The sequence below is a fragment of the Streptomyces sp. NP160 genome (genome assembly GCF_006335115.1).
Taxonomy (GTDB): domain Bacteria; phylum Actinomycetota; class Actinomycetes; order Actinomycetales; family Quadrisphaeraceae; genus Quadrisphaera.
In genome coordinates this window covers 52,103-72,635 of sequence record NZ_VDMJ01000006.1, presented here as the reverse complement: position 1 = coordinate 72,635, position 20,533 = coordinate 52,103, and the positions used below count along the sequence as shown (strand labels likewise).

17 protein-coding genes and 1 pseudogene are annotated in these 20,533 nt (G+C 75.8%); 8 read left to right on the top strand and 10 right to left on the bottom strand.

Annotated elements, in window-relative coordinates:
* Positions 1-5 precede the first annotated feature (5 nt).
* Positions 6-1,418 (top strand): MFS transporter, encoded by a 1,413-nt coding sequence (locus FHN55_RS04415; RefSeq protein WP_139711040.1) that lies wholly within the window; start codon positions 6-8, stop codon positions 1,416-1,418.
* A 398-nt stretch (positions 1,419-1,816) separates the two neighbouring features.
* On the top strand, positions 1,817-2,716 hold the full coding sequence (locus tag FHN55_RS04410) for a DUF559 domain-containing protein (protein WP_139711039.1): 900 nt from the start codon (positions 1,817-1,819) through the stop codon (positions 2,714-2,716).
* A gap of 402 nt (positions 2,717-3,118) precedes the next feature.
* Here the strand turns inward: FHN55_RS04410 and FHN55_RS04405 are convergent, their stop codons facing one another.
* Positions 3,119-4,537 carry a CCA tRNA nucleotidyltransferase gene (locus FHN55_RS04405; RefSeq protein WP_257570709.1) on the bottom strand — a complete coding sequence of 473 codons (1,419 nt, stop codon included), beginning with the start codon at positions 4,535-4,537 and terminating at the stop codon, positions 3,119-3,121.
* A 207-nt stretch (positions 4,538-4,744) separates the two neighbouring features.
* On the opposite strand from FHN55_RS04405, the gene FHN55_RS04400 reads away from it, so the two are divergent.
* From FHN55_RS04400 to trxA, 6 genes are all read left to right on the top strand, one after another.
* Complete coding sequence (locus FHN55_RS04400) at positions 4,745-5,308, top strand: NUDIX hydrolase (RefSeq protein ID WP_139711037.1); 564 nt, start codon at positions 4,745-4,747, stop codon at positions 5,306-5,308.
* Positions 5,309-5,312: 4 nt separating this feature from the next.
* Positions 5,313-7,751 carry a DUF6049 family protein gene (locus FHN55_RS04395; protein ID WP_139711036.1) on the top strand — a complete coding sequence of 813 codons (2,439 nt, stop codon included), beginning with the start codon at positions 5,313-5,315 and terminating at the stop codon, positions 7,749-7,751.
* Complete coding sequence (gene murJ / locus FHN55_RS04390; protein WP_218974342.1) at positions 7,744-9,378, top strand: murein biosynthesis integral membrane protein MurJ; 1,635 nt, start codon at positions 7,744-7,746, stop codon at positions 9,376-9,378. Before FHN55_RS04395 ends, murJ begins: the two co-directional genes overlap by 8 nt.
* A 381-nt stretch (positions 9,379-9,759) precedes the next feature.
* Positions 9,760-12,057: a protein kinase family protein gene (locus tag FHN55_RS24070; protein ID WP_139711035.1), complete on the top strand. Its 2,298-nt coding sequence runs from the start codon at positions 9,760-9,762 to the stop codon at positions 12,055-12,057.
* 97 nt (positions 12,058-12,154) lie between these two features.
* Positions 12,155-13,156 (top strand): thioredoxin-disulfide reductase, encoded by a 1,002-nt coding sequence (gene trxB, locus FHN55_RS04380; protein WP_139711034.1) that lies wholly within the window; start codon positions 12,155-12,157, stop codon positions 13,154-13,156.
* Positions 13,157-13,218: 62 nt separating this feature from the next.
* Complete coding sequence (gene trxA / locus FHN55_RS04375) at positions 13,219-13,542, top strand: thioredoxin (RefSeq protein ID WP_139711033.1); 324 nt, start codon at positions 13,219-13,221, stop codon at positions 13,540-13,542.
* Between the two features lie 106 nt (positions 13,543-13,648).
* On the opposite strand, the gene FHN55_RS04370 is transcribed toward trxA, so the two are convergent.
* The 9 genes and pseudogenes from FHN55_RS04370 to rpmH form a co-directional block, all read right to left on the bottom strand.
* Complete coding sequence (locus tag FHN55_RS04370) at positions 13,649-14,287, bottom strand: GNAT family N-acetyltransferase (protein ID WP_139711032.1); 639 nt, start codon at positions 14,285-14,287, stop codon at positions 13,649-13,651.
* 19 nt (positions 14,288-14,306) lie between these two features.
* On the bottom strand, positions 14,307-15,515 hold the full coding sequence (locus FHN55_RS04365) for a ParB/RepB/Spo0J family partition protein (RefSeq protein WP_180357634.1): 1,209 nt from the start codon (positions 15,513-15,515) through the stop codon (positions 14,307-14,309).
* A gap of 338 nt (positions 15,516-15,853) precedes the next feature.
* A pseudogene (locus tag FHN55_RS04360) lies at positions 15,854-16,735 on the bottom strand (ParA family protein); the annotation flags it as partial.
* Between the two features lie 61 nt (positions 16,736-16,796).
* Positions 16,797-17,603: a 16S rRNA (guanine(527)-N(7))-methyltransferase RsmG gene (gene rsmG, locus FHN55_RS04355; RefSeq protein WP_139711031.1), complete on the bottom strand. Its 807-nt coding sequence runs from the start codon at positions 17,601-17,603 to the stop codon at positions 16,797-16,799.
* A gap of 1 nt (position 17,604) precedes the next feature.
* Positions 17,605-18,102: a R3H domain-containing nucleic acid-binding protein gene (locus FHN55_RS04350; protein ID WP_218974359.1), complete on the bottom strand. Its 498-nt coding sequence runs from the start codon at positions 18,100-18,102 to the stop codon at positions 17,605-17,607.
* Between the two features lie 149 nt (positions 18,103-18,251).
* Entirely contained in the window at positions 18,252-19,223 is a 972-nt protein-coding gene (gene yidC / locus FHN55_RS04345) for a membrane protein insertase YidC (RefSeq protein ID WP_139711029.1), read from the bottom strand.
* Positions 19,220-19,570, bottom strand: coding sequence for a membrane protein insertion efficiency factor YidD (yidD, locus tag FHN55_RS04340; RefSeq protein WP_218974358.1), 351 nt, complete (start codon positions 19,568-19,570; stop codon positions 19,220-19,222). The genes yidC and yidD overlap by 4 nt, the downstream gene beginning before the upstream one ends.
* Before the next feature lie 38 nt (positions 19,571-19,608).
* Positions 19,609-19,974 carry a ribonuclease P protein component gene (gene rnpA / locus FHN55_RS04335; protein ID WP_139711027.1) on the bottom strand — a complete coding sequence of 122 codons (366 nt, stop codon included), beginning with the start codon at positions 19,972-19,974 and terminating at the stop codon, positions 19,609-19,611.
* 29 nt (positions 19,975-20,003) lie between these two features.
* Positions 20,004-20,141: a 50S ribosomal protein L34 gene (gene rpmH / locus FHN55_RS04330; RefSeq protein WP_109772950.1), complete on the bottom strand. Its 138-nt coding sequence runs from the start codon at positions 20,139-20,141 to the stop codon at positions 20,004-20,006.
* Between the last annotated feature and the right edge of the window lie 392 nt (positions 20,142-20,533).

Here is a 20,533-nt window from a genome sequence, read left to right as displayed (position 1 = left end):
TGCCGGTGGGAGACACTGGACCCATCGACGCTGCCCACACCGACGGCCCGGCCCCCTCTGAGGAGCCGGGCCGTCGGCCGTCCACCCCCTCCACCCCCTCCACGCGCGAGACCTCGGGTCTGCTCGCCGGAGCCGCCGCGGTCGCCCGTGCGCCAGGTGCGCGACGGCTCGTCGGGGTGCGCCTGCTGGGACAGGCGGGCGACGGGGTGCTGCAGGCGGCCCTGGCCTCCTTCGTGCTGCTCTCCCCCGAGCGAGCCGCTTCGCCCGCCGCCATCGCGGGCGCGATGGCCGTGCTCCTGCTGCCCTTCACGATCGTCGGCCCCTGGGCGGCGGCTGTGCTCGACAGGTTCCGCCGGCGCCAGGTGCTCGTGGTGGCGTCGGCGACGCGGGCCGTGCTCGCCCTGGCCGCGTCGCTCGCCGTCGTCGCCGGTCCCCCGGTGGCCGTGCTCGTCGTGGCGCTGGCGTACCTGTCGGTCAACCGCCTGCTGCTCGCGGCGCTCTCGGCGTCGCTGCCGCGGGTGCTGCCGGCGCGCGACCTCGTGGCCGCCAACGCCGTCGTCCCCACCGCCGGCAGCGCCACGGCCCTGGCCGCCGGCGCCCTCGCACTGGCCGTGCACCCCCTCGTCGGGCTCGGGGACGTGGGCGACGCGCGCCTCCTCCTCGGCACGGTGCTGCTGTGCGCTGCCGCGGGGACGGTCGCGCTGCGCATCGGCCGGGACGAGCTCGGCCCCGGAGCCGACGACGTCGCCCAACACGCCCGTCCGGAGCGCGACCTGGTCGGTGCGCTGCGCCACCTGCGCGAGCGGCGGACGGCGGCCCGCGCGCTGCTGCTCATCGGCGCGCACCGCCTGGGGTACGGCGTCGCGCTGGTGCTGTCGCTGCTCTACGCGCGCACAGCGGCCGACTCCCCGGCGAGCGCTGCACCGGCAGGCAGCACGGGGAGCAGCTCGGGCCTGCTGGCCGCGACCGCTCTCGTAGGAGCCGTCACGCTGGCGTCCGGCCTCGGCTTCGCGCTGGCCGCGGCGCTGACGCCCGTGGCCGCGAGGCGGCTCGGGCCCCAGCGGTGGGCGGTCCTCGCCGCTGCCGCCTCGGCGGCGGCTCCCCTGGTGCTGGTCCTGGCTCCCGGTCCGACCGCTCTCGTGGTGGCCGCCGGGCTGCTCGGTCTCACGGCGCAGAGCGTGAAGATCTCCGTGGACACCCTGGTGCAGACAGGGGTCGACGACAGCTTCCGGGGGCGCGTCTTCGTGCTCTACGACGTGCTCACCAACGCGGCGACGGTCGCCGCGGCCGGTCTCGCCGCCCTCGTGCTTCCGGTGGACGGCTACTCGGTGCCAGTCCTCGTGGCGGTCGCCGCCTGGTGGGTGGCGGTAGCAGCCCTGAGCGCTGCGTCGTCGCGCGCCGGAGCCAGGGCCTCCTGAGCGACTCGCGCCGTTCCACGCGTTCCACGGGGAACGCGGGCCGGTGGAGGACCGCGCGGGCAGGGAGGGCGGACCCGGCTCCCGAGGAGACGGGACGCTGCCCGCGCGTGCCGACCTCGACCGGTGGCTGTCGGCGGTGGACTTCGAGCCCTTGGCCGTGGCGGCGGGGGAGCTGCGGACGGGCAGGCTTCCACCGCAGCCCGGCCACCGGCCCAGGAGGTCCGCGGTGACGGACGCGGCGCTGCTGCGCACCGACCTGGTGGTCGCGGCGGCGTGCAGAAGTGGTCGGAACGGCGTTCCGTGCGCTCGTCGGGCGATCTCTGCACGCCGGTGCGACCGGGCAGACAGCCTGTGGACAAGATCCACATCGGCGCCGGCCGTGCTTCCACCCTTCCGGGATGGAGATCGCTGAGGTCCGCCGTCAGGTCTGGCAGCTGGGTGGTGTCGCCCGCAGGGACCAGCTCGACGTCCACCACCGGGTGCTGGCGCGTGCCGTCGACTGCGGCGCTGTGCTGCGCGTGGCCCGCGGCACCTACGCGCTGTCGAGCCAGACCGCCCCGCTGCTGGCGGCCGCGCAGGCCGGGGGAGTCGCATCTCACGCGAGCGCCGCGCAGCTCTGGCTGCTGGACCTCGTCTCGGCACCGGAGCTCCCCCACGTCACGGTCCGGCGGAACCGCCGGCTGACGCCCGCAGCGGCGTCTGGCCTGGTGCCGCACTGGTCGCACCTGCCGGACGGCGATGTCGACGGCCTTGTGACGACCCCTCTGCGCACCGTCGTCGACTGCGCTCGCACGATGCCGTTCCCTGAGGCCCTGGCTGTCGCCGACTCCGCGATGAGGCGACACCTCGTGGAGGAGTCGGAGCTGCTCGACCGCGCCGAGCGGACGCGAGGAGCCGGACGGCAGTCCGTCCTGCGGGTGGCCCGCTACGCCTCGGCCGAGCCTGCGAACCCCTTCGAGTCGGCTCTGCGCGGCATCGCGATCACGGCCGGGGTGACGGGGCTCAGACCACAGCTGCCGCTCGAGGTGCGCGGAAGCTTCGTGCGGCCGGACCTCGTGGACCCGCGGCTGCGCCTCGTCGCCGAAGCGGACAGCTTCGAGTGGCACGGCAGGCGACAGGCCCTGGCGTCCGACTGCAGGCGGTACGACGAACTGGTCGCCGACGGTTGGACGGTGCTGCGCTTCGCGTGGGAGCAGGTCATGTTCGACCGGGAGTGGGTCGCGGAGGTGCTGACCGCGGCCTCCGAGCTCTGCCAGACGGCTGTGGGTGGCCGTGGCGGCGTGCGGAAGTCCGCCTGACTTCCATCATCGAGCCGCTTGCTGAACTTCTGCACGCCGCTGCGACCATCCGCCCGCTCAGCTCTGGCGTTCCACGCGTTCCACGGGGAACGTCTCGGTGGTCGCTGGGCGGGGGGCGCCCCCCTTCGGTGAGAGGCACCAAGGGCAGCGGTGCGCCGTCCACGGTCCAGCTCGAGCGCGTCGAGGGCGGTCGACCTCCACGCGGCCCGACGACCCCGACAGCAGGAGCACGCCGCACGTCGCAGGTACGTCGTCCGGCCCGGTGACCACCACGCCGGGCAGGTCGACCACTGCGCCGCGCGACCACTCGACCCGACGACCGAGGGCCCGGCGTTCCGCGTGGAACGCCGGGCCCTCGTCAGTCGCGCGGTCCGGTCGTCGTCCTGGTGAGGACGAGGCGGCTCAGGCGCCGGGCGCCTGCGACTCGGGCTGCTCGGCCCACCACCGCAGCAGCTCGGCGCGCGCAGCGTCCTCACCGAGCAGGCCGTCGTCGAGCCGCACCTGGAGCATGTGCTTGTAGGCCCGCCCGACCACCGGGCCGGGCCTGACGCCCAGCAGCGCCATGATGGCCGCGCCGTCGAGCTCGGGCCGGACGGCGTCGAGCTGCTCCTGCTCGCGGATCGCCGCGATCCGGACCTCGAGGTCGTCGTAGGTGCGCTGCAGCTGCTCGGCGCGGCGCTTGTTCCGCGTGGTGGAGTCGGCGCGCGTGAGCGCGTGGAGCCGGGGGAGCAGGGGACCCGCGTCGGTGACGTAGCGACGCACCGCCGAGTCCGTCCACTGGCCGCCGCCGTACCCGTGGAACCGCAGGTGCAGCTCGACCAGCCTCGCGACCTGCTTGGTGGACTCCTTGTCGAACTTCAGCGCCTTCATCCGGCGAGCCGTCATCTTGGCGCCCACCACCTCGTGGTGGTGGAAGCTCACGCCGCCGCCGGGCTCGAAGCGCCGCGTGGGCGGCTTGCCGATGTCGTGCAGGAGCGCAGCCAGGCGCAGCACCACGTCAGGACCGTCGGCGTCGAGCCCGTAGCGGGGCTCGAGCTCGATCGCCTGGCGCAGCACGGTGAGGGAGTGCTCGTAGACGTCCTTGTGGCGGTGGTGCTCGTCGACCTCCAGCTGCAGCGCCGGCAGCTCCGGCAGGACGACAGCGGCCAGGCCGGCGTCGACGAGGACCCTCAGGCCCGGCACCGGGTCGGGGGCGCGGAGCAGCTTCACCAGCTCTGCCTGCACGCGCTCCGCGGAGACGATGGAGAGCCGCTCGGCCATCTCGGTCGCCGCCGCGAGCGCCTCGGGTGCGAGGTCGAAGCCGAGCTGGGCGGCGAAGCGGGCGCCGCGCATCATGCGCAGCGGGTCGTCGTCGAAGGAGCGCTCCGCGGCGACCGGCGTGCGCAGGTAGCCGCCGGCGAGGTCGTCGAGGCCGCCGAAGGGGTCCACGAAGACGCCGTCGGGCAGGCGAAGCGCCATGGCGTTCACGGTGAAGTCGCGCCGCGAGAGGTCGCCGTCGAGGGTGTCGCCGAACGCGACGACGGGCTTGCGGCTCTCCGGGTCGTAGACGTCGGAGCGGTAGGTGGTCACCTCCACCACCACGGCACCGCGCCGGGCGCCGATGGTGCCGAAGGCTCGGCCGGCGTCCCACGTGGCACTGCCCCACGCCCCCAGCAGCCGCTCGGTCTCCTCGGGCCGCGCGGAGGTGGCGAAGTCGAGGTCGAACTCGCCCTCGCCGCCCAGGCGCGACAGGAGCGCGTCCCTGACGGAGCCGCCCACGAGGGCCAGCTCGTGCCCGGCCGCGGCGAAGCGCCGGCCCAGCTCGGCGGCCGCGGGAGCCACCCTGGCGAGCTCGTCGAGGACGCGGCGCTCCGCCGCGAGGTGGGCGTCGGAGCGCTCGGGACGCCCCTCGCCGCCGGGGGAGCCCTGGCCCTCGCCGGGGGTCGGGTCGGCGTGGTCGTCGGGGTGGTCGGTCACGACGCGGATCCACTGGCGAGGCGCGGCACGAGCGTCAAGGCTGCCAGAGGTCCCGTAGTTACAGTGGCTCGCATGTCCCCAGGCGATCGTCGTCCGACGCCGGGACGGCGCCGCCACGGTGACGGTCGGCCGCCGCAGGGGCAGGGGGAGCGCCAGCCCGAGCGCGGTGGCCGCGGGTCCTGGCGCGGCGGTGGGCGCACCGTTGAGGAGGTCTCCGCCGGCGGCATCGTGGTCGAGACGTCCACCGGTGAGGCGCGGGCTGCGCTGATCGCGCGGCTGAACCGCGCGGGGCGCCTGGAGTGGTGCCTGCCCAAGGGGCACCTCGAGGGCAGCGAGACGCCCCAGGAGGCCGCCGTGCGCGAGGTCGCCGAGGAGACCGGGATCACCGGCGTCGTGGTGGGGGAGCTCGGCACCATCGACTACTGGTTCTCCGCGGAGGGCCGCCGCATCCACAAGACGGTCCACCACTACCTGCTCGAGGCGACCGGGGGAGCGATCAGCGTGGACGGCGACCCCGACGCGGAGGCGGTCGAGGCGGCGTGGGTGCCGGTGGCCCAGCTCGGGCAGCGGCTGGCGTTCTCCAACGAGCGCCGCATCGCTCGCGCCGCGAGCGAGCTGCTCGCCAGTGGTGGGTGACCACGTGGTGCGTGCAGGCGGCCGCGCCTCGGGGCAGCGCCTCGTCGTCCTGCTCGGCGCTGCGGCGGTGGCGCTGGGACCGATGGGCCTCGCAGCGCCGGCTGCCGGGGCACCGGCTCCCGTCCGCGGCGGCCCGCTGACGGGCCTCACCACCGCCGTCGGCCCGACCGGCGTCGGCGTCGACCTCGAGCAGCTCGGCCCCACGGCGCTGACCCCCGGCTCGCAGCTGGTGGTGCGCGTCCGGGTGACCAACACGAGCGCCGCCGCGCTGACGGGCGCCCGCTCGCGGCTCTTCGTCGACTCCCCCGTCCTGTCCAGCCGCGCCGCGCTCGACGCGTGGGCTGCCGGTCAGGGCGTGCAGGGCGGGGACCGGTTCGCCGGTGTCGACGGCGCGGAGCAGCCGCTGGGCCGCTCGCTGGCGCCGGGGGAGAGCACCGACGTCGACTTCTCCGTCGACGCGGACCAGCTCCAGCTCGGTGGGGAGTTCGGTCCGCGCGGGATCACGGTGGACGTCCTCGACTCCTCGCTGCAGCGCCTCACAGCGCTGCGCACCTTCGTCGTGTGGCTGCCGCAGGGCGGCCAGGGCGCGGCGCCGGCCACCGCCCCCCTCACGGTCGTAGCACCGGTCACCGCGGGAGCCCCCGACGTCAGCACTGGACAGCTTCCCGAAGCGCGCGTGGAGGAGCAGCTCGGGCGGCTGCGGGACCTGCTCCCCGCCATGTCGCTGCAGTCGACGAGCCTCGTGGTGGACCCCGCCCTGCTGGGCCCCTTCGCGCAGCCAGCCCAGCAGGAGCCCTCCGTCAGCGCCAGCGGGAGCACCGCCGGCACGCCCAGCGGCAGTCCCAGCGGGTCCGCGAGCCCCGGTCCGCCCTCCTCCGCCTCCTCTGCCACCGGTGCGGCCACGACTCCCCCGGCCCAGGGCTCGGACCCCACGAGCACCGCCGACCCGACGTCCGCCGGCGGCACCGGTGACGTCCCCGACCTGGTCGCCGGGACGACGGAGGAGACCTCCCCCGACCTCCAGACCTGGGTGGACGTGCTCCTGGCGCGCACCGGTGGGAGGGCCGCGGCGCTGCCCCAGGGCGACACCGACGTGGTGGCCACCGGCGCCGCGGGGACGAGCGACCTCCTCGCGCTGGCCGTCTCCCAGGCGCGCACGGCGCTGGGTGGCGATGACGACCAGGTCCTGCTGTGGCCGGCTGACCTGAGCGCGGCCGCGCCCCAGCCGCTCGTCACCGAGGCGGCTGCTGCCGCCCCGAGCGCCTCGGCCTCGTCGTCCTCGGACGGCGCGGGCTCGACGCCCGGACCCGCGGTGCTCGTGGACGCGAGGTCGGTCCCCGGTGGGGTCGGCGCCAACGGGACGGGTCCCTCGACGGCGACGCTGACGACGACGACGGCCAGCGGCACCGCGTCGGCCACCGGGGTCCTCGTGGACGCCACCGCGTCGTCGCTGCTGGCCTCCGCCGCCGCTGACGGGTCACCGGTGGACCCCGCCGAGGCCTCGGCGCGCCTCCTCGCCGACACCGCCGTGTCGGCGGTCGGTGGCGGCGGCGTGGTGCTCGCGCTCCCCCGCTCCTGGGACGCCGACCCCTCGGCCATGGCGACGGTGCTCGGCCCGGTGAGCAGCGCGCCCTGGGTGCGGGCCACGCCGCTGCCGGACCTCCTCGCCAGCGCACCGACGGCAGCGCCGCTCGACGTCACCCAGGCGCGCGCGGTGGCGGCGGACCAGGGGACGACGGGTGCGCCCCTCTCGGCAGCGGGCCTCAACGCCGCCCAGGGCGCGGTGGCCGCCGCCGAGACCGTGGCGCCCGTGGTCCAGGACCCGGCGGGTCAGCGGGAGCTGCTGGAGCCCGTGGAGCTCAGCGCCGCCGCGGCGGCGTCGCTCGGCTGGCGCGACGACCCGCAAGGCTGGCAGCGGGCGCTCGACCAGCTCTCGGAGACGGCCGCGCGGCTGCGCGACGGTCTGGAGGTCGTGCAGGGGAGTCCCACCACGGTCATCTCCTCGCGGGTCAACCTGCCGGTCAACGTCCGCAACACCCTCGCCCAGCCGGCCACGGTCTTCGTGCACCTGCAGTCCGGCAACATCCGCCTGATCCCCCGCGACCCGGTGGAGCTGACCATCGCGCCCGGGACGCAGCAGCAGGCGCAGATCCCGGTGAGGGCCGCCGCCAGCGGCGACACGTCCGTGACGGTCTACCTCACGGACGCCGCCGGCAACCAGATCGGAGAGCCCGAGCCACTGCGCGTGCGCGTGCGCGCCGACTGGGAGGGCCGCGGTGTGGCCATCGCCGCGGGCGTGGCCGGACTGGTCTTCGTGGGAGGTGTCGTGCGGACCGTGGTCCGCGTCCGCCGCCGCCCCGCTCCCCCCGTGGTGCGCTCCGCCGAGGAGGCGGACGCCGACGGCCCACCCACCCGACGTCCTGAGGAGTCCACCCGTGGCTGAAGCCCGTCCCGAGCGCCGGTCCCTCACCGGAGCGGCGCTGGGACGGGCCAGCGCGGTGATGGCAGCGGGGACGGCGGTCTCCCGCGTCCTAGGCTTCGTGCGCGTCTCTCTGCTCGCGGCGGTCATCAGCGCCGTGGGTGCCGGCGCCAACGCCTTCACGGTCGCCAACACCGTCCCCAACATGCTCTACCTGCTCATCGCCGGAGGGGTGCTCAACGCCGTCCTGGTCCCCCAGGTGGTCCGCGCGATGCAGCGACCCGACGGTGGGGCCGAGTACCTCGACCGCCTCGTGACTGCTGCGGTGGTCGCGCTGGCCGCCGTCACCGCGGTCCTCGTGGCGGCCGCGCCGCTCGTCATCCTGCTCACCACGTTCCGCGCGGACCCGGCGCAGCGGTCCCTGGCCGTCGCCTTCGGCTTCTGGTGCCTGCCGCAGGTGTTCTTCTACGCGCTCTACACGCTGCTCGGCCAGATCCTCAACGCCAAGGGGAGGTTCGGCGCCTACATGTGGGCGCCCGTCGTGAACAACGTCGTCGGCGTCGCGGGCCTGGGCGTGTTCATCCTCGCCTTCGGCGCGGTGGGCAAGGACGTCCCAGCCGGGGCGTGGACGCCGGCGCAGATCGCGGTGCTGGCGGGGTCCTCGACGCTGGGGGTCGTGGCCCAGGCGCTGGTGCTGCTCCCGGTGCTGCGCAGGGCGGGGGTCCGGCTGCGCCCCCGGTGGGGCGTGCGAGGCATGGGCCTGCGCAGCGCAGGGCGGGTGGCGGGGTGGACCTTCGGCGCGCTGCTCCTGAGCCAGGGCAGCGCCTTCGTCATCGCCAACGTCGGTAGCAGCGTCGGCGGTGGGGAGTCGGCTGGGAACACCGTGTGGAGCTCCGCCTTCCTCGTCTTCATGCTCCCCCACTCCCTGGTGACGGTCTCGCTCGTGACGGCGCTCTTCACGCGCATGAGCCGAGCCGCCGCCGAGGGCGACCTGAACTCCCTGCGCACCGACGTGTCCTCAGGGCTCCGGACCGTCGCCGTGGCGACCGTGGTGGCCAGCGCGGGACTCGTCGCTCTGAACGGCCCCACCGGCGTGCTCCTGGCCGGCGGACGCCCCGATGACGGAGCCGTCCTTGCACGGGTCATCGCCGTCGTGGCGCTGGGTCTGGTCCCCTTCAGCGCCACCTACCTCGTGCAGCGCGGCTTCTACGCCCTCGAGGACGCCAAGACCCCCTTCTTCGTCCAGGCGCTCACCACAGCGCTGTGGGTCTCGGTCTCGCTGGCCACCTTCACTCTGCCGGCGGACGTGCGCATCGAGGGCGTGGCAGCCGGTCTGGTCCTGTCCCAGTGGGTCGGCGCCCTGGTCGGCGTGCTGGCTCTGCGGAGGCGGCTCGGAGGCGTCGACGGTGCTCGCCTGGTGCGCACCCACGCCAAGCTCCTCCTCCTCGGAGCGCTCGCCGCGGTGGCGGGCCTGGCGGTGGTGCTCCCCCTCGACGGCCTGCTGCGCCAGGGGTACCTCGGTGCGGCGGTGCTCGCGGTGGTCGGCGGCGTCGTCGTCGTCCTGGTCTACGCGGTGGGGCTGCGCGTGCTGCACGTCGAGGAGGTCCGCCCCCTCCTGCGCCGGCTCCCCGGCCCCCTCGGCCGCCGCTGAGACCGGCCCACACCGACCCTCGAGGAGGACCGTCCGCTCAGCGGGCGGTCCTCCTCCGCGTTCGGCACCCGGGGCCCGCGCCACCCCGACCGGCCCCCGCGGGACGTCACCGGTCCTCACGGCCCAGGACGACGACGCGCGCTCCACGTGGACCCGGGGGCGGACCCTCAGCGGCGCCCGGGACTGCGTCGCGCAGACCGGGACGAAGGGGCGCAACCTCCGCGAACCGCCCGCTCGCAGGTCCACGAGCAGCCACGACGCGCCCGCCGCGCCCGGCCGCGGTCCGGGCGCAGCGAACCGCCTCGCCGTACCATCCAGTGGTCGATCGACTGCGTTCCGAGAGCACCGGGGCAGCGATGAGCACCGATGGGAGGAGCTGAGGTGGCAGACCGGACCACGCCCCTGCCCTCCCGAGGCGAGGAGCCGGGCCACCTGGCGAGCGGCACGGCCACCGGCACCCGGACCACGGGCCGCTCGCGCTCCTCGGCCGGCTCGGTGGGCGTCCTCCTCGACGGCCGCTACCGCCTGCTGCAGCGGCGCACGAAGGACGGCGCCTGGGCCACCTGGGACGGCGAGGACGACCAGCTGCTGCGCCCCGTGGTGCTCACCGTGGTCTCGGGACCGACCGCCGCGGAGGCCGTGGACGCCGCACGCCGCTCGGCCACCCTCGAGGACGAGCGCCTGCCCCACCTGCTCGACGTGGGCCTCGAGCGCGCGGTGGACGGCACCGCCCTGGGCTGGGTCGTCACCGAGCGCTCCCCCGGCCGCACGCTCGCCGACCTGCTGCGGGAGTCCCCGCTGCCGTCGGCGCGCGCCCGCGCCCTCGTGGGCGAGGCGGCTGCCGTGCTCGCCCGCGCCAGCCGCTCCGGTCTGCACCACCGCCGCCTGGAGCCCAGCGCCGTCACCCTGACCGCGGACGGCGCCGTCAGCGTGCTCGGGCTGGAGGTGGCGGCCGCCGCGGCGGGCCTGCCACCGCGCTCCCCCGCCGAGGCCGAGCACGAGGACGCCGAGGGCCTCGTGCGCGTGCTCTACGCCGCCATCACCGGCCTGTGGCCGGCTGGTCGCAGCGGAGCGCTCGGTGCCGCACCGACCGGCCGCGGCGGCAGCCCGGTCGCACCCGGCGACCTGACCCCGGGCGTGCCGCACGACCTCGACGCCCTGTGCCAGGCCGTGCTCGGCCCCTACCGCGAGGGCCCGGCCACCCCCGCCGACGTCGCCGCGGCGCTGGCCCCGTGGGGCAGCTCCACCGGCCCGGTCACGCGCACCGGCCTGGGGCTGCCCGCCGCCCCCGCGACGGGAGCACCCGGCAGCGGTCGCGGCTCCGGCGCAGCAGCCGAGGTCGGCGTCGCCGCAGGGGGCGCCGCTGCCGGCGCGTGGGCCTCCGCACCCGCCCGCGCCCGCCTCGGCGGTGGCCCCGGGCTGCACTTCGCCGGCGGCGACGCCCCCGGCGGAGACGACGGTGGGCCGGTCGTGCACACCACGCGGGCCGAGCGCCGCGCGGCCCAGCGGCGTGCTGAGCGCGACGCCGAGCGGGCGGCCCACGGCGAGGACGCCTTCGAGGCACTGCTGGGTCCCGTCACCGGTCCCCGCCACCCCGTGCCCCCGGTGCTGGAGCGCAGCGCCCAGACCGCAGCCGCGGCTGGCGCGGCGGCTGAGGACGCCTGGGGCGTCCCGGCGCCCGCCCAGCCGACGCGGCGCGTGGAGCAGCCCGCGGTGCGGCGCACCGAGGTGCCCGCAGACCCGTCGCAGGCCCCCGAGCCGGCAGCGACGGCACCGCTGGCGCCCCGGCGCCGGCAGCACGAGGACCGCCGCCACGGGGACGACCGGGACCGCGGCTCCTCGCGCAGCGTCTCGCGCAGCGCCGCCTCGGCCCCGCCGGCGACCGCCGCGGCCTTCTCCGACACCGACGCCACCGACTGGGTGAGCGCCGGGTGGGGCCACGCCCCGGCCGGCGCGGAGGCCGTCTCCGGCTCGCGCAGGGGTGCCTCCGGGTCGCGCATCGCCGGCGGCGACGGCCGCCGGCGCCGGGGGCCGGTCCTCGCCGTCCTCGTGGTGCTGGTCCTGCTGCTGGTCGCGGCCGTGCTCCTGCTGACCCCGCGGGTCCCGCAGATCGCGGGGGCGCTCGGCATCGCACGGTCGAGCACCGCGGCGCCGGGGGCGTCCGCCGGTGCCGCGCCGTCCGCTGCTGCGCCGGCCGCGGACCCCAGCGCCTCCGCCGCACCCGAGGCCGCCACCGGTCCCGGCGAGATCACGGGTGCGCAGGCGCAGGACCCCTTCGGCGACAGCACCGAGAACGACGAGAGCGCCTCGCGCGCCGTCGACGGCGACCCCGCCACCGGATGGCGCTCCAGCACCTACAGCAACGCGGCGCTCGGCAACCTCAAGCGCGGCGTCGGCCTGGGGCTCGTCCTCGGCGACGGCACGACCCCCAGCACCGTCACGGCGCTGCAGCTGAGCACCGAGGGCACCGGCGGTCGCCTGGAGGTCCGCAGCAGCCCAGACGGCGGCTACGACGGCAGCACCGTGGTGGCCACCACCGAGGCGGGCACCGGTGGCGCCACCGTCGAGGTCCCCCTCGACCAGCCCACCGAGACCACCCACCTCCTGCTGTGGTTCACCGAGCTCCCGCAGACCTCCTCCGGCTACACCGCGACCGTCGGCGAGGTCTCCGCGCGCTGACCGGCCGGGAACACCCGGCCCCTACGATCGGTTGAACGACTCGCGCCCCGTGACCAGCAGCGGGACCCGGCGCAGCAGTCCACCGAGGGGAGCCCAAGTGCCCGACGACGTCCGCGACCTGGTGATCGTGGGATCGGGACCCGCAGGCTGGACGGCGGCCATCTACGCCGCCCGCGCCGACCTGCACCCCGTCGTGGTGGCGGGGTCCGTCACGGTCGGCGGCGCCCTCATGAACACCACCGAGGTCGAGAACTTCCCGGGCTTCCCCGAGGGCCTCATGGGCCCCGAGCTCATGGAGCGCATGCAGGCCCAGGCCGAGCGCTTCGGCGCGGAGGTCGTCTACGACGACGCCGTGGAGCTGGACCTGACCGGAGACGTCAAGGTGGTCCGCACGGGCCTCGGCGAGACCTACAGGTCCCGCGTCGTGGTGCTCGCCACCGGCTCCGCCTACCGCGAGCTGGGGCTGCCCAACGAGAAGCGCCTGTCCGGCCACGGGGTCTCCTGGTGCGCCACCTGCGACGGCTTCTTCTTCAAGGGCAAGGACGTCGCGGTGGTCGGCGGCGGCGACTCGGCGCTGGAGGAGGCGACCTTCCTGTCGCGCTTCGCGGACTCCGTGACGCTGGTGCACCGCCGCGACGAGCTGCGCGCCTCCAAGATCATGCAGCGCCGGGCCCAGAACGACCCGAAGATCCGCTACGCCTGGAACAGCGCGGTGGACGACGTCGTCGGCGGTGACAAGGTGACCGCGCTGCGCCTGCGCGACACCACCACCGGCGAGCTGTCCGAGCTCCCCGTGGCGGGCGTCTTCGTGGCCATCGGCCACGAGCCCCGCGTCGACCTCTTCCGCGGCCAGGTGGACCTCGACGACAAGGGCTACGTCGCCGTCGAGGGCCGCTCCTCGCGCACCAACCTGCCCGGGGTCTTCGCCTGCGGCGACGTGGTCGACCACGAGTACCGCCAGGCCATCACCGCGGCCGCCTCCGGCACGGTCGCCGCCCTGGACGCCGAGCGCTACCTCGCAGCGCTCGCCGACACCGACTCCCCGCGGGTCGCCGCGGTCGAGGCCGAAGAGGTGGCCGAGGCCACCGCCGTCGGCTGACCCGACCGCCACCCGCTCCCCAGACCTCCCAGACACCACCCGCAGACCGAGAGGAACCAGCCATGACCGCTCGCGCCGTCACCGACGCCACCTTCGACACCGAGGTGCTGCAGAACGACAAGCCCGTCCTCGTCGACTTCTGGGCCCCGTGGTGCGGCCCGTGCCGCCAGGTCTCCCCGATCATCGAGGAGATCGCCAGCGAGCACTCCGAGGCGCTGGACGTCGTCAAGGTCAACACGGACGAGAACCCCCGCACGTCCGCGGCCTACGGCATCACCTCCATCCCCACGCTCAACGTGTACAAGGGCGGTGAGCTGGTGAAGCAGATCATCGGCGCCCGTCCCAAGCCCGTGCTCGAGCGCGAGCTGGCCGAGTTCATCGGCTGACACCTCCACGACGACGACAGCCCCCGACCTCTGAGGTCGGGGGCCGTCGTCGTCGTCGGCAGCGGCGAGGGGCTGTGCGCTCCGCTAAGGACCGCGCGAGACCGGGTCAGACCCCGGACAGGACCGGGACCCGCGCGCGGCCCAGGATGCGCTCCAGGGCCGCCTCCACGTCCTCGCGCCAGGACAGCGCGGTCCGCAGCTCCAGCCGCAGGCGCGGGTAGCGGTGGTGGGGCCGGACCACGGTGAAGCCGACCGCCTCGTAGAACGCCGCGGGGACGATGCAGTCGGCCGAGAGTCCCTCGCGCTGCTCCTCCAGCTCGGCCCCCGCCGCCCCGAACGCCTCCACGGCGCGGACCCCGCGCTGGGTGAGGTCCTTCGCCGCGCTCTGCACGAGCATCCGGGCGATGCCGCCGCCTCGGTGCCGAGGCTCCACCCACCCCGTCATGAGCAGGACGGCGTCACCGCTGACCGGTGAGGTCGGGAACGCGCGCGAGCGGGGGACGTGCACCGGAGGCGCGTAGGTGACGAACCCCGCGAGGGCGTCGTCGACGTAGGCGAGCCGGCCGGCCGACCCCCACTGCAGCAGCACCTCGGACAGCCACGCCTCTTTCTCGAAGGCGGTGCCACCCGCGGCGACGGCGCGGCCCGCCGAGACCGGGTCCAGCTCCCACGCCACGCAGCCGCGGCAGCGCGTGGGCAGGTCGGCGAGCGCTTCGAGGGTCAGCGGAGCGACGCGGCGGGACACGCCACCGCCTCCTGCGTCGTCAGAGGACGCCCGAGGGCCCCGAGCGGCCCTCGGCGTCGTCAGTGCCGGCCGAGGGCGCCTGGGACACGCCCGACTCGCCGGGGGCCAGGGAGCCCAGGATCCGGTCGAGGTCCTCCAGGGTCGCGAACTCGACGGTGAGGCGCCCCTTCTTGGCGCCCATGGCCACGCTCACGCGCGTGTCGAAGCGGTCCGACAGGCGGGCGGCGAGGTCGTCGAGCACCGGGGCGGCGGCGCGCACCTGGGGACGGCTGGGCCGGGTGGTGCCGACGCCGCCCAGGGCCACGAGCTCCTCGGTGGTGCGCACCGAGAGGCCCTCGGCCACGATCCGCTGCGCCAGGCGCTCCATCGCGTCGGACGTCGGCAAGCCGAGCAGCGCCCGGGCGTGACCGGCGGAGATGACGCCCGCAGCCACGCGGCGCGCGACCGACGGCGGGAGCCGCAGCAGGCGGATGGTGTTGGAGATCTGCGGCCTGGACCGGCCCAGGCGCTGGGCCAGGGAGTCGTGCGTGCAGCCGAAGTCGTCGAGGAGCTGCTGGTAGGCCGCCGCCTCCTCGAGGGGGTTGAGGTCGGCGCGGTGGAGGTTCTCCAGCAGCGCGTCGCGCAGCAGGTCCTCGTCGGTGGTGTCGCGCACGATGGCCGGCACGGTCGCCAGGCCGGCGCTCTCGGCGGCGCGCCAGCGCCGCTCGCCCATGACCAGCTCGAACGACATCTGCTCGCCGGGCGGCGGGGTGCTGCCGTCGACGCGGCGCAGCGGCCTCACGACCACCGGCTGCAGGACGCCGATCTCCTTGACGCTGTGCACGAGCTCGGCGTGCGCGTCCTCGTCGAAGACCTGGCGGGGCTGGCGCGGGTTGGGGCTGACCGACCCGACGGGGACCTCCGCGAACCAGGTGCCGGGGATCGGCAGCAGGTCCTCGTCGCTGGCGGCGGAGCGGGACCCCGGGCGGCGGGGTGCCTGCCAGCTGGGAGGCACGGGGGCGCCGTCCCGCAGGTCGATCACCCGGCCTCCGGGCGGGTCCGCCGGGCCGCCGGGCGCGTCGTCGTCCTCCGGTGCCTCGGGACGGCGGTCCGTGCGGTCGAAGACCTGCGGCTGCGCCGGGCGCTCGGGCGCGCCGACGGCCCGCAGCTGCCCGGTGACCTCGGGGGAGACGGCGTCGGGGATGAGGGCGCCCAGACCGCGCCCCAGCCCGCGCTTGCGCTCGCTCATGCGCGGCGCTCCGCTGCGCGGCGCCGGCTCGCGGTGCTGCGGTCGGGCGTCCAGGAGCCGCGCAGGTCGAGGGGTCCTGTCCGGAGGTCGACGACCGTCGCCGGCTGCTCCTCGGCCTCGTCTCGCGGCTGCTCGCCCGGCTCCCCGTCCAGCCGGCCGTCCGGCTGGTCGGTCGGCTGGTCGGTCGGAGCGACGTGGCCGGTCACCGGGGCGAGCTCCTCACCCGTGGCGACCGCCTCTCCGGCGGGCTCACGGGCGGGCTGCTCGGCCACCGGCTCTGAGGCGGGCTGCTCGGCCGCCGGTCCAGCGGCCTGCAGGCGGGCGTGGTGGCTCTCCACCAGCTCGCGCGCGGCCTGCAGGTAGGACAGCGCACCGGAGTTGCCCGGGTCGTACGTCATGACGGTCTCCCCGTGGCTGGGCGCCTCGGAGATGCGCACCGAGCGGGGGATGGTCGTGTCGAGCACCCGGGTGGGGAACGCCCGGCGCACCTCGTCGGCCACCTCGCGGGCCAGGCGGGTCCGGGCGTCGTACATGGTCAGCAGGATCGTGGTGATCTCCAGCTGCGGGTTGAGCGAGCGCTGCACGAGGCCGATGTTGTTGCGCAGCTGGGTCAGCCCCTCCAGCGCGTAGTACTCGCACTGGATGGGGATCAGCACCTCGCGGGCCGCGACCAGCGCGTTCAGGGTGATGAGGCCCAGGCTCGGGGGGCAGTCGAGGAGCACGTAGTCCAGGCGCGGGCGGCCCTGCTGCTCGCGCTCGGCGACGTGGTCGGCCAGGGCGCGGCTCAGCAGCGAGACGCGAGCCACCATGTCGGGCTCGGTGGCCAGCTCCATCTCGGCACCGGCCAGGTCGATGCTGGCCGGGCAGACCTCCAGGCCCCGCACGTCGGGGCACTGGCGCACGGCCTCCGACAGCGACAGGCCCTCGACCAGCACCTCGTAGGTCCCGGGGGTGCGGTCCTCGTGGGCCACGCCGAGCGCGGTGGACGCGTTGCCCTGGGGGTCGACGTCGAGGACGAGCACCTGCAGGCCGCACTGCGCGAGCGCTGCCGCCAGGTTCACGGCGCTCGTGGTCTTGCCGACGCCGCCCTTCTGGTTGGCGACCGTCAGCACGCGGGTCTGGGGCGGCTTGGGGAGCGTGCGGCCCCGCAGCCGGATCCGGCGGCGCGCGTCCTCGGCGGCCTGCCGCGCCAGCGGGGTGTCCTCGCCGGCGTCCGGGATCGCCTGGGCGAGCAGCGCCCTGCGGGCGAGCTCCTCGTCCTCGGGCGTTCCAGCAGGCTGCTCAGCCACGTGGCTTCCGCGCGCGCTGCCGCGCCGCTCGTGATCGACCACCGACGTCCTCTCCGCCTCGCGCACCCCCGACCGGGTGAGGGGCGGCACCCACAGTAACGCTCACGACGGTCGTCGGGACCGGGACGAGCCCTGTCCCCACCTTCAGCACCCGCGGGTCGAGGCCACCCAGGCGCGCCAGAGCGGACCGCGCGGCCTCGACCTCCTCCGCGGCGCTGCGTCCCTTCAGCGCCAGGAGCTGCCCCCCGCGACGGGCCAGGGGCAGGCACCAGCCCGCGAGGCGGTCCAGCGGCGCGACGGCACGAGCGGTCACCACGTCGGCTGCCGGCAGGGCGCCGGGACGCCCGGGGGCGACCTCCTCGGCGCGTGCGCGCACCACCCGGACGCGACGACCGATGCCGAGGTCCTCCACCACCTCGACCAGCCACGTCGCCCTGCGCTCCAGGGGCTCCACCAGCACGACCGTGGCATCAGGACGCGCCAGCGCCAGGCACAGCCCGGGCAGTCCCGCACCGCTGCCGACGTCCACCACGAGGGCGGCCGGGGGCAGCAGCTCCCCGACGACGGCGCAGTTCAGGACGTGCCGCTCCCACAGCCGGGGCACCTCGCGCGGGCCGACCAGGCCGCGCTCCACGGCCGTGGTGGCCAGGTGGCCGGCGTACCGGCGCGCGAGGTCGACGCCGTCCGCGCCGTCGTCGTCCTCGTCGCTGCCGAAGACGGTCCTGACCGCCACCGCGAGGTCGGGCGGCTCACGGAGCCGCCCGTCCTGGACGGCCGGCAGGTCGTGCTCGGCGGTCACGTCAGGCGGTGGGGGAGACCACCACGCGGCGGTGCGGCTCCTCGCCTTCGGAGTCGCTGACCAGGCCGGCCGCCGCGACGGCGTCGTGCACGACCTTGCGCTCGAAGGGGTTCATCGGCTCGAGGGCGACCGGCGCCCCGTCCCGCTGCACCTCGGCCACAGCGCGGGCGGCCAGCTGCTGCAGCTCCTCGCGGCGGCGGGCGCGGTGCCCGGCCACGTCGAGCATGAGGCGGCTGCGCTCGCCGGTGCGGGCCTGCACCGCGAGCCGCGTCAGGTCCTGCAGGGCCTCGAGCACCTCGCCGCGCGGACCCGCCAGGCGGCGCAGGGCGATGGCGTCGCTGCCCTCGGCGACCACGGAGACGGCCGCGCGGCCGTCCTCGACGTCGATGTCGATGTCGCCGTCGAGGTCGGCGATGTCGAGGAGCTCCTCGAGGTAGTCGGCGGCGACCTCACCCTCCTCCTCGAGCCGCTCGAGGCGGCTGCGGCGCTCGCCGCCCACCGCGTCGCCGCCCTCGGCACCGGGGGCCCCGCCGGCGGCGGCCTCCGGTGCCGTCGCGGAGCCGGTGTCGTCGTCGGTGGTGCTGGTGGGGACCTCGTGCGTGGCCTGCTCGGTGCTCACCACGGCCTCCTCGTCGTCAGGTGGGCGGTTCAGTTCTGGGGGCGCCGCGTGGGCTCTGCGGGGCCGCGGCTGCGGTCCTTGCGCTTGGGCTGGACGCGCTGGCCGGACCGCTGCGGGGCCTCCTGCACGACCTCGCCGGCGACGACCTCGGCGGAGGCGTCACCGCGGCGGGCGCGCTTGCGGGCGCGGCGGGCCTCCAGCGCCTCCTCGGCCTTGGAGCCGGGGGCGGGCATGCGGCGGATGACGTAGGCCTGCTGGCCGCCGGTCCACAGGTTGGTGGTGAACCAGTAGATGAGCACGCCGATCGGGAAGTTCACGCCGGAGACGGCGAAGATGATCGGGAACAGGTACATGATCAGCTTCTGCTGCTGGGCGAACGGGTTGTCCAGCGCGGAGGCGGGCATGTTCTTGATCATCAGCTGGCGCTGGGTGGTGAAGGTCGTGAGGCTCATGGCCACGATCAGCACCGCGGTGAGGATCTTGACGTTGAGGTCGGGGCTGCCCAGGAAGGTGTCCGTGAGGCGCGCGCCGAAGATGGTCGACTCCGCGGCCTGCCTGGCCAGCACGCCAGTGAGCGGGCCTACGCCCTCCTCGTTGCGGATGCCGTAGTTCAGCACCCGGAACAGGGCGAAGAAGATCGGCGCCTGGAGCAGGATCGGCAGGCACGAGGAGAAGGGGTTCGTGCCGTGGGAGCGGTACAGCTCCATGGTCTCCCGGCTCATCGCCTCGCGGCTGGCCGGGTCGGACTTCCCCTTGTACTTCTGCTGGATCTTGCGCATCTCCGGCTGCAGCAGGGCCATGCCGCGACTGGCCTTGATCTGCTTGACGAAGAGCGGGATCAGCACGATGCGGATGATCACCACGAGGGCCACGATGGACAGCGACCAGGTCCAGCCGCTGGTCTCCGGCATGCCCAGGGCCGTCAGGCCGGCGTGGGCGCCGACCATGATCCAGGCCACCACCCACTCGAGCGGGTAGATCAGGCTCTCGAAGAAGTTCATCTCGTCCTCACGGGCTGGGGACGGGAGGCCCCGTGGTCGTGGTGGTCCTGCGGGCGTGCGAGCGGGTGGTCGCCTGGCGCGCCCCCACCAGTGTGGGGCCTGCGCCCGGTGGCTCTGGCACCGCTCTCGGGCGCGGGTGCGGGCACCGGGTCCCAGCCGCCGGCCGCCCACGGGTGGCAGCGCGCCAGGCGGCGGGCCGTCAGCCAGGTCCCCCGCACGGCTCCGTGGCGCCGCAGCGCGGTGGCGCCGTAGGAGGAGCACGACGGCGCATACCGGCACACCGGTCCCAGCAGGGGCGAGACGAGCAGCTGGTAGGCCCGCACGAGCACCACCAGGACGGCGGCCAGGGCGCGGTCGAGGGCACCGAGGACGCGCCGGAGGCCGCTCACGGCACCTCCCCGACCTCGGGCACCAGCTTGCGCACCGCCGAGGCGAGGTCGCGTCCGAGGACGTCGCTCCTGGCAGCGGCGGCGGCCGGGTTGGCCCTCACCACCGCTCGGGCCCCGGGGGGCAGCGCTCCCAGCTGGGCCGCCACGAGGTGGCGCAGCCTGCGCTCGACGCGATTGCGCACCACCGAGCCGCCGACGGCCTTGGACACGACGAAGCCGACGCGCACCGGAGCTGCCGCCTCCTCAGGGCCCGTGGGCTCGAGGAGGTGCAGCACCAGGTGGCGCCGGCCGGCGCGCCGCCCGCGCCGCACGACCGCCGAGAAGTCGGCGGGGCGGCGCAGGCGGTGCGGCGCGGGGAGCACGAGGCAGCGGGCCCGGGGGGCCGCTGGTCTCAGGCGGACAGCTGGGCGCGGCCCTTGGAGCGCCGCGCGGCGAGGATGGCGCGGCCGGCGCGGGTGCGCATGCGCAGGCGGAAGCCGTGCACCTTGGCCCGGCGCCGGTTGTTCGGCTGGAAGGTCCGCTTGCTCACGCCCGTCACTCCATCACGTCGCTGATCAGCTCGCTGTCGCGGGCGACCCGGCGCTCTGCTGAGCCCGGTCGCACCGAGCGGCCGGGCCGAGGTCCGCGGGCCCCGACCGCAGTGGTCTGGAGGGCACCAGCGGACGCTCGAACGCCTGCCGCAACCGCTCCACGGTAGGGGCGCGGAGGCTGACGGGTCAAACCTGCCGCGTCGGCAGCAGGCCGCGGGTGGTCCCGCACCCGCTCCGGCGTGCCGCCTTGTGCCCGGCGAGACCGTGCCGCTAGCGTCGTGCGCTCCCGCTCCGGGGCCGGCAGTGCCGCCTCCCGACCGGTCGACGTCCCCACCTCCGTCCACAGCCTGTGGACAACCCTGTGGACGACGTGCGCGACCCCTCGTGCGGG